12 protein-coding genes are annotated in these 12,420 nt (G+C 73.2%); 4 read left to right on the top strand and 8 right to left on the bottom strand.

Translation table 11 applies throughout. The annotated features are described in order from the left end of the window. Positions 1 to 16: 16 nt before the first annotated feature. The gene (locus tag ACGFZW_RS19220; protein ID WP_393894325.1) at positions 17 to 1,243 is read right to left on the bottom strand and encodes a cation:proton antiporter; all 1,227 of its coding nucleotides are present in this window, start codon (positions 1,241 to 1,243) and stop codon (positions 17 to 19) included. A gap of 334 nt (positions 1,244 to 1,577) precedes the next feature. On the opposite strand from ACGFZW_RS19220, the gene ACGFZW_RS19215 reads away from it, so the two are divergent. Together ACGFZW_RS19215 and ACGFZW_RS19210 are read left to right on the top strand one after the other, a co-directional pair. Then, a complete protein-coding gene (locus ACGFZW_RS19215; RefSeq protein WP_393894324.1) occupies positions 1,578 to 2,012 on the top strand; it encodes a hypothetical protein in 435 nt (144 codons plus the stop codon). A gap of 82 nt (positions 2,013 to 2,094) precedes the next feature. Then, complete coding sequence (locus ACGFZW_RS19210; protein WP_393894323.1) at positions 2,095 to 2,832, top strand: helical backbone metal receptor; 738 nt, start codon at positions 2,095 to 2,097, stop codon at positions 2,830 to 2,832. Between the two features lie 10 nt (positions 2,833 to 2,842). Here ACGFZW_RS19210 and ACGFZW_RS19205 read toward each other — a convergent pair whose 3' ends face one another. Then, positions 2,843 to 3,985, bottom strand: coding sequence for a TDT family transporter (locus ACGFZW_RS19205; protein WP_393894322.1), 1,143 nt, complete (start codon positions 3,983 to 3,985; stop codon positions 2,843 to 2,845). Between the two features lie 87 nt (positions 3,986 to 4,072). Here ACGFZW_RS19205 and ACGFZW_RS19200 point away from each other — a divergent pair, with 87 nt between their 5' ends. Further along, the gene (locus ACGFZW_RS19200) at positions 4,073 to 5,086 is read left to right on the top strand and encodes a LysR family transcriptional regulator (protein WP_393894321.1); all 1,014 of its coding nucleotides are present in this window, start codon (positions 4,073 to 4,075) and stop codon (positions 5,084 to 5,086) included. A 60-nt stretch (positions 5,087 to 5,146) separates the two neighbouring features. Here ACGFZW_RS19200 and ACGFZW_RS19195 read toward each other — a convergent pair whose 3' ends face one another. Both ACGFZW_RS19195 and ACGFZW_RS19190 read right to left on the bottom strand, forming a co-directional pair. Continuing rightward, complete coding sequence (locus ACGFZW_RS19195) at positions 5,147 to 6,448, bottom strand: uracil-xanthine permease family protein (RefSeq protein WP_393894320.1); 1,302 nt, start codon at positions 6,446 to 6,448, stop codon at positions 5,147 to 5,149. 3 nt (positions 6,449 to 6,451) lie between these two features. Beyond that, the gene (locus ACGFZW_RS19190; RefSeq protein ID WP_393894319.1) at positions 6,452 to 7,573 is read right to left on the bottom strand and encodes an arylsulfotransferase family protein; all 1,122 of its coding nucleotides are present in this window, start codon (positions 7,571 to 7,573) and stop codon (positions 6,452 to 6,454) included. Positions 7,574 to 7,670: 97 nt separating this feature from the next. Between ACGFZW_RS19190 and ACGFZW_RS19185 the strand changes: the two genes are divergently transcribed. After that, positions 7,671 to 8,249, top strand: a complete 579-nt coding sequence (locus ACGFZW_RS19185) for a helix-turn-helix domain-containing protein (RefSeq protein WP_393894318.1) — start codon at positions 7,671 to 7,673, stop codon at positions 8,247 to 8,249. A gap of 28 nt (positions 8,250 to 8,277) precedes the next feature. Here ACGFZW_RS19185 and ACGFZW_RS19180 read toward each other — a convergent pair whose 3' ends face one another. From ACGFZW_RS19180 to ACGFZW_RS19165, 4 genes are all read right to left on the bottom strand, one after another. Beyond that, positions 8,278 to 9,297: a methyltransferase gene (locus ACGFZW_RS19180; RefSeq protein WP_393894317.1), complete on the bottom strand. Its 1,020-nt coding sequence runs from the start codon at positions 9,295 to 9,297 to the stop codon at positions 8,278 to 8,280. Positions 9,298 to 9,354: 57 nt separating this feature from the next. Next, complete coding sequence (locus tag ACGFZW_RS19175) at positions 9,355 to 10,041, bottom strand: gamma-glutamyl-gamma-aminobutyrate hydrolase family protein (protein WP_393894316.1); 687 nt, start codon at positions 10,039 to 10,041, stop codon at positions 9,355 to 9,357. A 66-nt stretch (positions 10,042 to 10,107) separates the two neighbouring features. After that, the gene (eat, locus tag ACGFZW_RS19170) at positions 10,108 to 11,580 is read right to left on the bottom strand and encodes an ethanolamine permease (RefSeq protein WP_393894315.1); all 1,473 of its coding nucleotides are present in this window, start codon (positions 11,578 to 11,580) and stop codon (positions 10,108 to 10,110) included. A gap of 100 nt (positions 11,581 to 11,680) precedes the next feature. Beyond that, the gene (locus tag ACGFZW_RS19165; RefSeq protein WP_393894314.1) at positions 11,681 to 12,412 is read right to left on the bottom strand and encodes a FadR/GntR family transcriptional regulator; all 732 of its coding nucleotides are present in this window, start codon (positions 12,410 to 12,412) and stop codon (positions 11,681 to 11,683) included. Between the last annotated feature and the right edge of the window lie 8 nt (positions 12,413 to 12,420).

Genomic DNA, 12,420 nt, shown 5'->3' with positions numbered 1-12,420 from the left:
GGGGGCCGACGGCCGGTCAGGTGCCCGGCGGGGTGGGGGCGTCCGTCCGGTGGCGTGTGCTGCGGGCGTAGGCGCGGCCGATCGGTTCGGAGCTCAGACCGTGCAGCACGATGCTGATCATGACGGTCATCACCATCACCCGGACCAGGAAGTCGCCGCTGTGATGGGGCAATTCGTCGACCGCGAGAAGCCCGAAGACGATCGAGGTCACCCCCCTCGGGCCCAGCCATCCCAGGAACAGCTTGTCCGGCAGCGGCAGCCCCGTGCGCGCGAGCACGAGCAGCACGGGGAGCGTGCGCACCAGGGTGACGGCGACCAGCGCGTAGAGGATCACCGAGAGGTGGAAGCCGTCCCAGAACTCGTCGTTCACCAGCTGCCCGAACACGAACCACAGCGCGAGGGACAGCAGGGCGGCCAGGTCCTCGGTCATGTTCACCGCGTCGTCCGGGAGGTGGTGCATCGCGGGCGCAATGCAGACGCCGGCGACGAAGGCAGCGACGAACCCGTTGCCGTCGGCCGCGGACGACAGCGTGAAGGCGGCCACGGGTACTGCCAGGACGCCGAGCCGCGTCGCCGACAGCTCCGTCCAGCCCTTCGCCCAGGAACGGCGCAGCAGCCACCCGGCCCCGTAGCCGATGACCGAGCCGACGCCGAGGGCCCAGGCCGCCGAGCCGACCGCGTCCAGCAGCGCCTCGGCGTAATCGGCGCTCGCGGTGCGGGATTCGACAGCGGCGGCGATGAACAGGAGGAACACCGGCGAGATGATCCCGTGGTTCAGGCCCCCCTCGACATTGAGGACCTCGCGCAGCCGCGCCGGGATCCTCGCGTCCCGGACGACGGCCGAGGTGGGCGCCAGGTCCATGGGGACGACCACCGTCGCAAGGACCGCCAGGATCCATCCGGGCCGCTCGGGGAAGAAGGCGTAGGCGGTCAGGAAGGCGACGCCGAGGGCCAGCGGCAGCGCACCGCCGAGGAGACGGATGACGAGCCCCTTCTCCCTTTTGATGACCCCCTTGGGGACCTCGGTGGCGTCGATGAAGAGGAGCAGCGCGAGCACGACTTCCACCGCGTGCTCGAAGTCCGGGGTGTCGAGGTCGAATTCCAGCGGGGGGTGTGAACCGCTGGTCAGGGCGATACCGGCCGCCATCATGGCGATCGGGGCGGTGATGCTCCATCGCGCCAGCCGGCGGGAGAGGACGACCCAGAGGAACAGAATGCCCGCGATGACGGTGAAGGCAAGCATGGCTTCCTGCGCTTTCCGGCTGGGCACCTTTCCCGATGTGCGCAGCTTAGGGCGGGGTCCGGGGCCCGCAGGGAGGAGCGCGCCGGTGGGCGGCAAGTCGAAGCTGTCCGGTGTCCTCGCAGGGTGGTGGTGAGCGGTCCTGCGCGTCGCGGGGCAGGGCCGCAGCCGTCCCGGGGCCGTCGCCGTACGGGCGCGGACGGGGTAGCTCCGATGGAGCACGGCACCCACCGACCGGCGGCGTCCGCGTCGCGGCGCACCCCGAACGGTGGTTCGCTCCTGGGGTGCCGGTCATCCCTCGCGACCGCCGCGGCCGCGGCCGGCGCAGGAGACGACCGTGAACGCTGCGCGCATATCCGCCGTCGCCCTGATCAGCGCCGCCGCCCTCGCCGCCGCCGCGCCCCCGGCGTCGGCTCAGGTCGATCCGGATCCGATGGCGGCCGGTCAGCGGGTGACCGTGGGCGACGGCAGGAGGTGTGACGCGGCCGGCGGTGCGAGGGCGGATTCGAAGCTCTTCGGCTCGGTGGTCCTCCAGCCGGGCGAGCGCGGGATGGCCGCGGAGGCCATGGTCGGCGTGGGTGCCGCTCCCGGCCGCTACCAGGTCACCATCGAGTGCGGAGCGGGCGGCGAACGGTTCACCGAGACCGTCACCGTGCGCGGGGGCCGGGTCGACGGGGTGAACGCGAGCCAGGCGGCGGGCGGCCTGGTCCTGCTCGCGCTGGCGGGCGGCGCCGCCTATCTGCTCCGGCGCAGCGTCAACGCCCGCTCCTGACCCGCGGCTTGGCTCCCCTGGCCGCCGGCGTGCGGTGGCCTGCGGCCGGCCCGGTCCGGCCGCGGACGCGTACGGTGGAGTGATGTCCTCTGGCGGCGCCGTCCGGCGCGTGGTCTCCCTGGTCCCCTCGCTCACCGAGGCGGTGGCCGCCTGCGCCCCCGAACTGCTGGTCGGCGCCACCGACTGGTGCACTCACCCCGCCGGACTCGACGTCACCCGCATCGGCGGGACGAAGAACCCCGACACCGCCGGGATCATCGCCCTGGCCCCCGACCTCGTGATCGCCAACGAGGAGGAGAACCGCCCGCAGGACATCGCCGCGCTGCGCTCCGCCGGCGTGGCGGTCCAGGTCACCGAGATCCGGACGCTGGACGAGGCACTGCGCGAGCTGACACGGGTGCTGGTGCACGGCTGCGGCCTGCCCCGGCCGGACTGGCTGGACGCGGCGGAGGCCGCCTGGCGCGATCTGCCGCCCCGACGGCCGGAGTCGGGGGCCGTGGTGCCGATCTGGCGGCGACCGTGGATGGTGCTCGGCCGGGACACCTTCGCGGGCGACCTCCTCGCGCGTCTCGGCGTACGCAACCTCTACTGCCGGCACGCCGAGCGCTATCCGCGGGTCCCCGTCGAGGAGTTGAACAACCGGGCGGCGGATCTCGTGGTGCTGCCGGACGAGCCGTACCGCTTCACCGCCGACGACGGCCCCGAGGCGTTCCCAGGCATCCCCGCCGCGCTCGTCAGCGGGCGTCATCTCACCTGGTACGGCCCGTCGCTGGTCAGCGCCCCGGCTGTCCTTACTGCCGCGCTTGCCGCAGCACGGTGAGAGCCGGCCGTCAGCGCGCCGCCGGCTGCGGAGGGGCGAGGAGCCGGCCGCGCGCGAGGCCGAGGGCGGTGCGGGTGCCCGTCACCGCCACGGCCGTCACCAGGACGGCGAACAGTGCGGTCGCGAGCCAGCCGAAGGCGGCCAGGCCGGTGTGCCCGGCCAGGCCCGCGGCGCCGGTGACGCAGGTGCCGACGGGGAAGGTGAAGCCCCACCAGGTCATGGCGAAGGGCATGCCGGCGCGGAACGCGCGCACCACCATCGCGGTGGCCAGCGCCAGCCACAGCAGTGCGAAACCCATCACCGGAACGCCGTAGAGCACCGCGAAGGCTCCCATCGCCTGCGCCATGGCGGGATCCACCGCCCCGGGAGCGGCGTCGGCGAGGTGGGCGACGGCGGTGGTGGACTGGCCCAGCGGGCCGAGCACGAGGAACAGGGCCGGGGTCAGTGTGAGCGGCAGCGGGCCGTGGTGGAACAGCCGCGCCACCACGAGCGGCAGCACCACCAGCGTCGCGAGCAGCGACATCCCGAACATCGCGAAGCACCCCAGCAGCATCGCCCGCTGCCACTGCCCCGGCGGCAGCGCCGGCACCAGGGCCGGGCCGAGCGCGGCCGAGACCATGGGGGCGACCAGTGGCAGCAGCCACACCGGTGAGGCGCCGTCCGCCGCGATGCGGTGCCGGGTCACCATGAGGTACGGGACGGCCACCGCTGCGGCCAGGCCGGCCGCCGTGCCCACGCTCCACAGGACCATGTCGACGGCGAGCGCCGCGCGGTGGCCGATGACGCCGGGGCCGACCGCGAGCGCACCGCCGCCGACCGCGAGCAGCGCCATCGCGAGGCAGCCGTAGAACGGCGCGACCGCCGGATCCAGCAGATGACGCCTGGCCTGGTCGCCGTGGCGTACCCAGTGCACGGTCCTGGCGCCCAGCAGGGTCACCAGCATCAGCGCGGACAGGACCCAGACGGCTTCCCATACGGTGCGCAGGCCGGGGCCGGTGAGCGGCAGGGCCGCGCCCGCACCGGCGACGATGGAGGTGCCCATCACCGCCGCGTACCAGTTGGGCCCGAGATGGCGGAGCGAGGAGGCGCGCCCGGTGGCGCCGTGGTCGGGGGCGGCCGAGGGCCGCGAAGGTGCTTGCGCGAGGAGTGCCATGGATCTCAGCGTCCTCGCTCCCGTCGGCCGCCACCAGGGATGTCGTGTCTATGAGGGCATAAGCTGGGGTTATGAGCAGAGGCACTTATGGGTGGTGACGTCGGCGGCCGGGACGCCGCACGGGGCGGCGGCAGCGGGCAGCCCGGGCCCGGGGCGGAGCCGGACGGCGCGCGCGACGGGCGTCCGCCCGAGCCCGCCGGGCCGTTGGCGCACCGGGTGCCGGACCTCGGGGCGCTGGAACTGCTGCTCGCGGTGGCCCGGCTCGGCAGCCTGGGGCGGGCCGCCCGCGCGACCGGGATCACCCAGCCCGCCGCGAGCAGCCGGATCCGGTCCATGGAACGGCAGCTGGGCGTGGCGCTGGTGGAACGCTCGCCCCGCGGATCCCGGCTCACCGACGCGGGCGCGCTGGTCACCGACTGGGCGCGGCGGGTCGTGGAGGCGGCCGAGGCGTTCGACGCGGGAGCGCAGGCGCTGCGCGGACGGCGCGACTCCCGGCTGCGGGTCGCCGCCAGCATGACCATCGCCGAATATCTGCTGCCCGGCTGGCTGATCGCGCTGCGCGCACAGCGTCCGGGCACCGCGGTCTCGCTGCTCGCGGGCAACTCCGGCGTGGTCGCCGAGCGGCTGCTGACGGGTGCGGCGGACCTGGGCTTCGTGGAGGGTCTGCGGGTGCCGGAGGGCCTGGACGGCGCGGTCATCGGCCACGACCGCCTGATCGTGGTCGCGGCGCCGTCCCACCCGTGGTCCCGGCGGCGTACGGAGTTGCCCGCGGCCGAACTCGCCGCGACCCCGCTGATCCTGCGCGAGCGCGGCTCCGGCACCCGCGAGGTGCTGGACGCGGCTCTCGCCGGGCACGGCGGACTGGCCGAGCCGCTGCTGGAACTCGCCTCCACCACCGCCGTGAAGTCCGCCGTCGTCAGTGAGGCGGCGCCCTCGGTGCTCAGCGAACTCGCCGTCGGCGAGGAGCTGAGCGCCCACCGGCTGGTGGAGATCCCGGTCCACGACCTCCGTCTGGGACGCGATCTGCGCGCAGTCTGGCCGTCCGGGCAGCGCCCTGCGGGCCCTGCACGGCAACTGCTGGGGTTGACGCGGGGGACGTGATGCCGTGGGGGACGGTCGACCACCGGCCTGCCCACCGACCGGCCAGCGGGAGCGCGGGGCTCAGCGCGCCTCGGGTGCCACCGCAGGCCGGGGTCCAAGTCGCCCGAAGAGCGCCGACAGCACGATCGCTGTCAGGGCCGCGGCCGGCACCCCGCTGCCGAAGAGAGAGCGGGCCCAGTCCGGCAGCGGCGCGTACAACTGCGGGGCCAGCAGCGGCAGGAGACCCGCCAGCAGGGTGAGGGCGACGACCGTCGAGGCGGCAGGGTCGGCGAGGTCGGTGCGCCGGAGCATGTCGAGGCCCATCGCGGCGATCACCGCGTAGATCACCAGGGCCGCGCCGCCCACCACGGCGGGCGGCAGGGCGGCGAGGAGCCGGGTGGCGGGGGCGAACACACCGCACAGGATGAGCATCACACCGGCGGCAGCGGTCACGAACCGGCTGCGCACACCGGTCAGTCGGACGATGCCGATGTTCTCCGCGCTGGTCACCATCACCGGCCCGCCGAGCAGCCCGGCGCCGAGGGTGGTGACGGCGTCCGCGCGGGCGGTGCGTGGCACATCGCGCGCCGGGTCGGGGGTACGCCCCACCGTCTCGCAGTTGAGGACGGTCTGACCGGTCGCCTCGGCCAGCGAGGCGAGGGCGAAGACCATCAGCGGGAGGGCGGCGAGCAGGTCGAAGTGCGGGGTGCCGTAGGGCAGAAGGCGGGGCAGCGAGACCAGCGTCTCGCCGGGGACGCTGCGGAAGGGACTGCCGGTGAGCGCGGCGGTCGCGGTACCGGCGGCGATGCCGATGAGCACCGACAGCTGCCGCCAGACGCCGCGCAACAGCAGGAAGCACAGGGTGGTGGCGGCGATGGTGACCAGCGCGAGCCGGCTGCCGCCGATCGCCATCGGGGCCGCGACGTGCACCATGGTGATGCCGATGACCAGGACCGTCGTGCCCATCACCAGCGGGGGGAAGAGTCGTACGAGACGCCCGTACAGCGGCAGGACGGCCAGCAGCAGCGCGGCCGCGAGAAGGACGGAGCCCGAGGCGGTGGCCGCGCCGTGTTCCTGCGCGATCCACAGGAACACGGCGACCGCCGCGCCGCCCGGCAGCATCATGAACGGCAGCCGGGCGCCGGTGCGCAGTACGCCGAGGGACTGCAGCAGCGCCCCGGCCCCGCACAGCACCAGCGTCGCGGTGAGCAGCGACGCGGTGCGGTCGGCGGACAGGCGCAGCCCGCCGGCGATCAGGAAGACCGTGGAGACGGGAGCGGCGATCATCGCCAGGACGTGCTGCGCGGCGAGCGGCAGCAGCCGGCCCGGCGGCAGCCGCTCATCCACCGGAGCGACGTCAGGCCGGCGCTCGGGCGCGCCCATGGCTCACACCTGCCGCTTCAGCCAGGGGAGTTGCCCGGCGTCGTAGCGGTAGGCGCGGAAGACCGCGTTGTTCAGGGACGGGAAGAGCGCGCCGATCTCCGGCTCGCGATAGCTGCCGAACTGCGGGACGACGTACTCCCAGCAGAGCGTGCCCTGCGCGGTCACCTCGAAGATCCGGCCGGCGGGGGAGTCGGTGATGAGGGTGTTGCCGTTGGGCAGCCGCTGAGCGCTGCCCATGAACGGCGCGAAGAACGCCTCCCGCGCGGGGTCGTGGTACTCCCACACCATCTTCCCCGACGGCCGCTCGACCTCGATGACGCGGGAGTACGGGACGTCCACGCCGGGCCGGAAGACGCCGTTGTCGAAGATCAGGATGTTGCCGTCGGCCAGCTCGGTGGGGTGGTGCTGCTGGGAGACCAGCCCCGGCTCGGTCCGCCAGAGGACCTCGCCCGTCTCCCGGCTGATGACGATCACGGCCGAGACACTGCGCAGACTGGCCAGGACATTGCCGTCGGCCAGCGGGAACACCGAGTTGATCAGCGGCCAGTGCTCGCGGGAGTAGTCCGGGTGCAGGGCGTACTCCTCCGGATCCAGGTGGTCGCTCACCCGCCAGGACCACAGCAAACGGCCGTCGGCGTCCACCTCGCGAAGGGTGTCGGCGTGGACGGTGCCGCCCGGCTCGGAGCCCGGGACGCCGCCGCGCACCGCCGCCGCCCGCGCTCCGGTCAACGGTTCCAGGGCGGTGTAGAGGATGCGGCCGTCGCCGTAATGGTGGGCGTCGTGGTGCTGGAGGGGGTCGGTGAAGGAACGCAGTACCGTGCCGTCGGGGGCGATCTCCTGCATCAGCCCGCCCCGGTACTTGTGCCACATCGGGAACAGGGCGTCCTGGTCCGGGAGGGTGGCGTTGTAGGCGAGGTTGCCATTGGGCAGGATGCGGGCGTGCCGGCCGGGGCGGTGCGGCAGCTGCCAGCGGTGCGCGACGGTGCCGTGCACATCGATGAGCAGCACCTCACCGCCACCGGTCAGCGGCGCGTAGAGGGTGTAACCGCCGTAGCCGGCCTGCTCGTCGAGCGCGATCAGGCCGGTGCCCCGGCGGCGGCGTGTGTTTTGATCGACTGTGGTCATCATTCCCTTTGTCAAACTTTGTTTGATGGGATCAAACAGCGTAGACGTGAGAAACGTGGTGTTGCAGCCCTGTGAACGCAGTAATAAGGAGTGACGGATGAGTGCGCCGCAGGACACTCCGCAGGACGGAGCGGGGCAGGCGCCCCGGGTCGGTGCGGAGGTACGCAGGCGGCGCCGCGCCCAGGACACGACGCTGGCCGCGCTCGCCGGCGCGACCGGTCTTTCGGCGCCCTTCCTGAGCCAGGTCGAGAACGACCGGGCCCGCCCCAGCATGCGTTCCCTCCAGCGGATCGCCGACGCCCTCGGCACCACCGCGGTACAGCTGCTCGCCGCCTCCGACGGGACGCGCACGGTCGATGTGGTCCGTGCCGACTCGGCGTCCGTGCCCGAGGACGGCGACCGGGGCAGGGTGCGGCCCCTGGTGCGCGGCCGGCAGCAGCTGCACGCCCTGGAGTTCACCGGCAGACACGACTGGCAGCGCGAATTCCGGCACCCGCACGACGAGTTGATGTACGTCATCGAGGGCGCGGTGGAGGCGGAGGCGGACGGTGACCGCCACCAACTGGGGCCGGGCGACACCCTCTACTGCTCCGGGGGCGTCACCCACCGCTGGCGGTCCCTGGTGCCCGAGAGCCGGGTCCTGCTGGTCGGGGTCGCGGACGACTTCCGCGGCTGAGCTCGGGCCGGTCCGGCCGGGCCCGCTGTCACGGCTTGACCGCGACCACCGCACCGTCCGCGCCGGGGCCCTCGAAGCGCACGGTCGTGACGTCCGCGAACCCGGCATCCGCCAGCCACCGGCCGTACTCCGCAGCCGTGTAGTTCCGCCCCCAGGTGCTCACCAGCATGTTCAGGCTCATCAGCGCGGGCAGCAGCGGCCCGTCCTTGCTGTCGGCGACGAGCAGTTCGCTGATCAGGATCCGGCCGCCGGACGGGAGCGCGGCGAAGCACTTGGCGAGGATCAGCCGGTTGGTCGCCTCGTCCCAGTCGTGCAGGATCTGCGAGAGCAGCACCGCATCGTGTCCGCCGGGCAGTTCGGCGTCGCGCAGGAAGTCGCCCGGCACGCAGGCGATACGGTCAGCGAGCCCGGCAGCGGCTACCCGTTCACCGGTCAGCTCGCAGACGAACGGCAGGTCAAGGACGGTACAGCGCAGGTCGGGGTGGGCGCGGCACAGTTCGATGTCGTACGCCGCCCCGCCGCCTCCGACGTCCAACAGCAGGCGCACCGGGGAGAAGTCGTACTCGGCGGCGAGCGCGCGGGCGCTGGTGGCGGAGAGCGCGTACATGCTCTTCCAGAAGGTGGCCGTCAGCGCCGTGTCCTCCGGATCGAACATGGACTCCTTCGCCGCGGGGTCGAAGTTGGTGGGGGAGTCGGTGCGCAGCGACTCCTCCAGCCGCATCCAGCCGGTGTAGCGGCGGTCCAGGGAGAGCACGGCGTCGCCGAAGTAGTCCGGCCGGCCGCGCACCAGATACTCCTCCGCCTCCGGGGTGTTGGCGTAGCCGTCTCCCGCGCGGCGCAGCAGGCCGAGTGCCGCGCAGGCGGTGAGGAGCAGGTCGGCCGGGCGCTCGGCGAGACCGTTGCGGGCGGCGACCTCGGCGGCGGTGGCGCACGGCGCCGCCGACAGCTGGGAGAACAGGTCGAGCCGGGTCGCCTCGGCGAGCGCCTTGGCCGCCCACACCCCGGTGGCGATCTCCATCAGGCGCTTCGGTGACCGGTGGTGCGGCATCGGGGCTCCTCGGGATCCTGGGCACGCCGCCGACGGTCGCGCCCCGGCCCCAGTGCATCAGCCGCGCGCCGCCGTCACCAGTGCGTCCATCACCCGCGTGTCGTCCCCGGCCTCCGGGTGCCACTGCACGGCGAGGGCGAAGCCGTGCTCCTCCGGAGGCAGCTCCACCGCCTCGATGGTGCCGTCCGGCGCGTACGCCGAAGGAACCAGCCCACTGCCGAGCCGGTCGATCGCCTGGTGGTGGTACGTCGGCACGGACACCGGCTCGGGCAGTGCCTTGCTCAGCTGTGTCCCGGGGACCGGTTCGATGTCGTGCCGGCCGAAGACGCCGGGCGGCCCGGTGTGTCCGTCCAGATGCTGGAGGAGGGTGCCGCCCCGGGCCACGTTCAGCAGCTGCAGCCCGCGGCAGATGCCCAGCAGCGGCAGCTCCCGCTCCAGGGCGGCCTCGATCAGCGCCAGTTCCCAGGCATCGCGTTCCACCGCGGGCGGCCCGGTCCTGGGGTGCGGCTCCGCGCCGTAGCGGGCCGGCTCGACGTCCGCGCCGCCGGCGATCACCAGGGCGTCCAGCCGGGCGACGGCCGCCGCGGCGGTGGCGGGGGCGTCGGGCGGCAGCAGCGCCGCCAGCCCGCCCGAGCGCTGCACCAGACGGTGGTACCCCGCCGGCAGCACCGCAGCGGGCAGCGTCCACACCCCCCACCGGGCCTCTTCCTGGTAGGTGCTGATGCCGATGAGGGGCTGGGACATCGGTGGTCCTCCGTGCGTGCGTACAGGGTTTCGTCGGGACCGGCCGGCCGCCGCGGCCGGCCGGCGTCAGTCGCGTGCGAGTTCCGCCTCGGCCTCCGCCAGTGCCGCGAACTCCTCCTCGGGCGCCGCGGCCACCAGCCGGTGCCGGGAGTAGCAGGCGAAGTAGGCGATGGCCACGGCGTAGACGCCGAGGGCGATGAAGGCCGCCTCCTTGTCGACCAGGAACGTCGCCACCAGCGCGGAGCAGGCCAGGACGAACGCGATGGACGAGGTCCACATGCCGCCGGGAGTGCGGTACGGGCGGTGCAGACCGGGCTCGCGGCGGCGCAGCACGAGGTGCGAGAGCGACATCAGGGCGTAGGAGATGGTCGCGCCGAAAACCGCGACATTGAGCATCCGGGCGCCGTCGCCGGTCGCCGCGGCGAGCCCGAAGCCCAGCGCGCCGGGGACCAGCAGGCCGAGATAGGGCGCCTTGCGGCGGCTGGTGAGGGACAGGAAGCGGGGGAGGTAGCCGGCCCGGGAGAGCGCGAAGAGCTGCCGGGAGCCGGCGAAGATCAGCGAGAAGAAGGACGCCACCAGACCGGCGAGACCCGCGTAGTTGACGACTCGGCTGACGGTGGTCGGCTTCCCCTGCGGCTGGAGTGCCTGCACCAGCGGGTCGCCCACGGACTGGATCGCGGCGGACCCGCGGGCCCCGGTCGCGGCCACGAAGGTGATCAGCGCGAGCAGGAGCAGCACGCCCATCGCGGCGGCCATGGCCTTCGGCAGGACCCGGGCCGGATCCTTGGTCTCCTCCGCGGCCAGCGGTACTCCCTCGATGCCGAGGAAGAACCACATGCCGAACGGGAAGGCCGCCCAGATGCCCAGAATGCCGAACGGCAGCCAGGAGTTGGCGCCGAACGCGCCCGCCTCGACGGGTATGTCGTTGAGGGTGTCCACATGGAAGTCGGTGAACGCGGCCAGGGCGAAGACCACCAGGGCGGCGACCGCGACGGCGGTGACGATCAGGCTGAAGCGCAGCGCCTCGCCCACACCCCACAGATGGATCCCGATGAAGATCACGAAGCAGGCGAGGTAGACGGGCCAGCTGGAGTGCAGTCCGAACAGGCCGAGCGACTCGACGTAGTCCCCGATGAAGATGGAGATCGCGGCCGGCGCCAGCACGTATTCGATGAGGATGGCGGTCCCGGTCAGGAAGCCGCCCCAGGTACCCAGGGCGCGCCGGGCGAAGCCGTAGCCGCCGCCCGCCGTCGGCAGGATCGAGGCCAGCTCGGCCAGCGCGAAGACCAGGCAGGTGTACATCAGGCCCATCAGCACGGCGGCGATGGCCAGGCCGCCGAAGCCGCCCTGCGCCAGGCCGTTGTTCCAGCCCGAGAAGTCACCCGATACGACATAGGCGACACCCAGGCCGGTCAGCAGCAGTGGACCCGCGCTGCCGCGCCGCAGGGTCCGGCGCTCCAGGTAGGTGTCCCCGGGCGGCTCCGAGCCGGCCGTGGAGGGGTCGGGCGGTGCGGTGTGCGCGTCGGTGCTTTCGGCCATGAGCCGCTCCTGCCTCGCCGAAGGAATCCGGAGTAAAGGTTTAGCCGCATACCTTTGCTGTCCTGCCGCGTCGGCGCAAGACCCATGCGTAAAAGACTTGTTACGCCGCGGGTGCGGTGAGGAATCCGCGCAGCAGTGCGGCGGTACCGCAGCAGTGCTCGCGCATCACCTCGCGGGCGCCGTCCGCGTCGCCCTCCAGCACCGCATCCACCAGCGCGGAGTGCTGCGTCTGGGAGTGCTCCAGATTCCGCACCAGCAGCGGGATGCAGTCCAGCAGATCGTTCACGCCCGCCCGCACCGCCGCGTACTGGGCCGCGAGCGAGGGCGAGCCGGACAGCTCGGCGAGGGTCAGATGCAGCAGGGTGTCGAGCCGGCGGTAGTCGGCCAGCGGGGCGTCCTGCGTCGCCGCGAGCGCCGAGCGCAGCCGGTCGGCCTGTTCCGTGGACAGCCCGTGCGCGGCGCACAGCCCGGCCGCCCCGACCTCCAGCACCTCCCGGAAGCGGAGGGTGTCCTCGACGTCGATCTTCCCGATCCGGCGCCGCAGCTCGGCCTCGCCCGGGTTCTCGGTGCGCACCCGTACGAACGTGCCGCCATAGCGACCGCGCCTGCTCTCCACCATGCCCTCGTCCTGGAGCACCTTGAGCACCTCGCGCAGCGTCACCCGGCTGATCTGGAGGCGCTCGGCCAACTCCCGCTCCGCGGGCAGCCGTTCCCCCTGCGGCACCAGGCCGAGCCGGACGATCTGGAGTATCTGCTCCAGGGCCTCCTCGAATCCGTTGCCTGCCCGCACGGGTCGCAGCACCGGCGCCAGCCGGTCCGCCGCACCGTCCATCGGAACCC

It is taken from the genome of Streptomyces sp. NPDC048248 (genome assembly GCF_043201875.1).
Classification (GTDB): Bacteria; Actinomycetota; Actinomycetes; order Streptomycetales; family Streptomycetaceae; genus Streptomyces.
The sequence above is the reverse complement of the archived record's forward strand: the minus strand, read 5'-3'. Positions and strand labels throughout refer to the sequence as shown.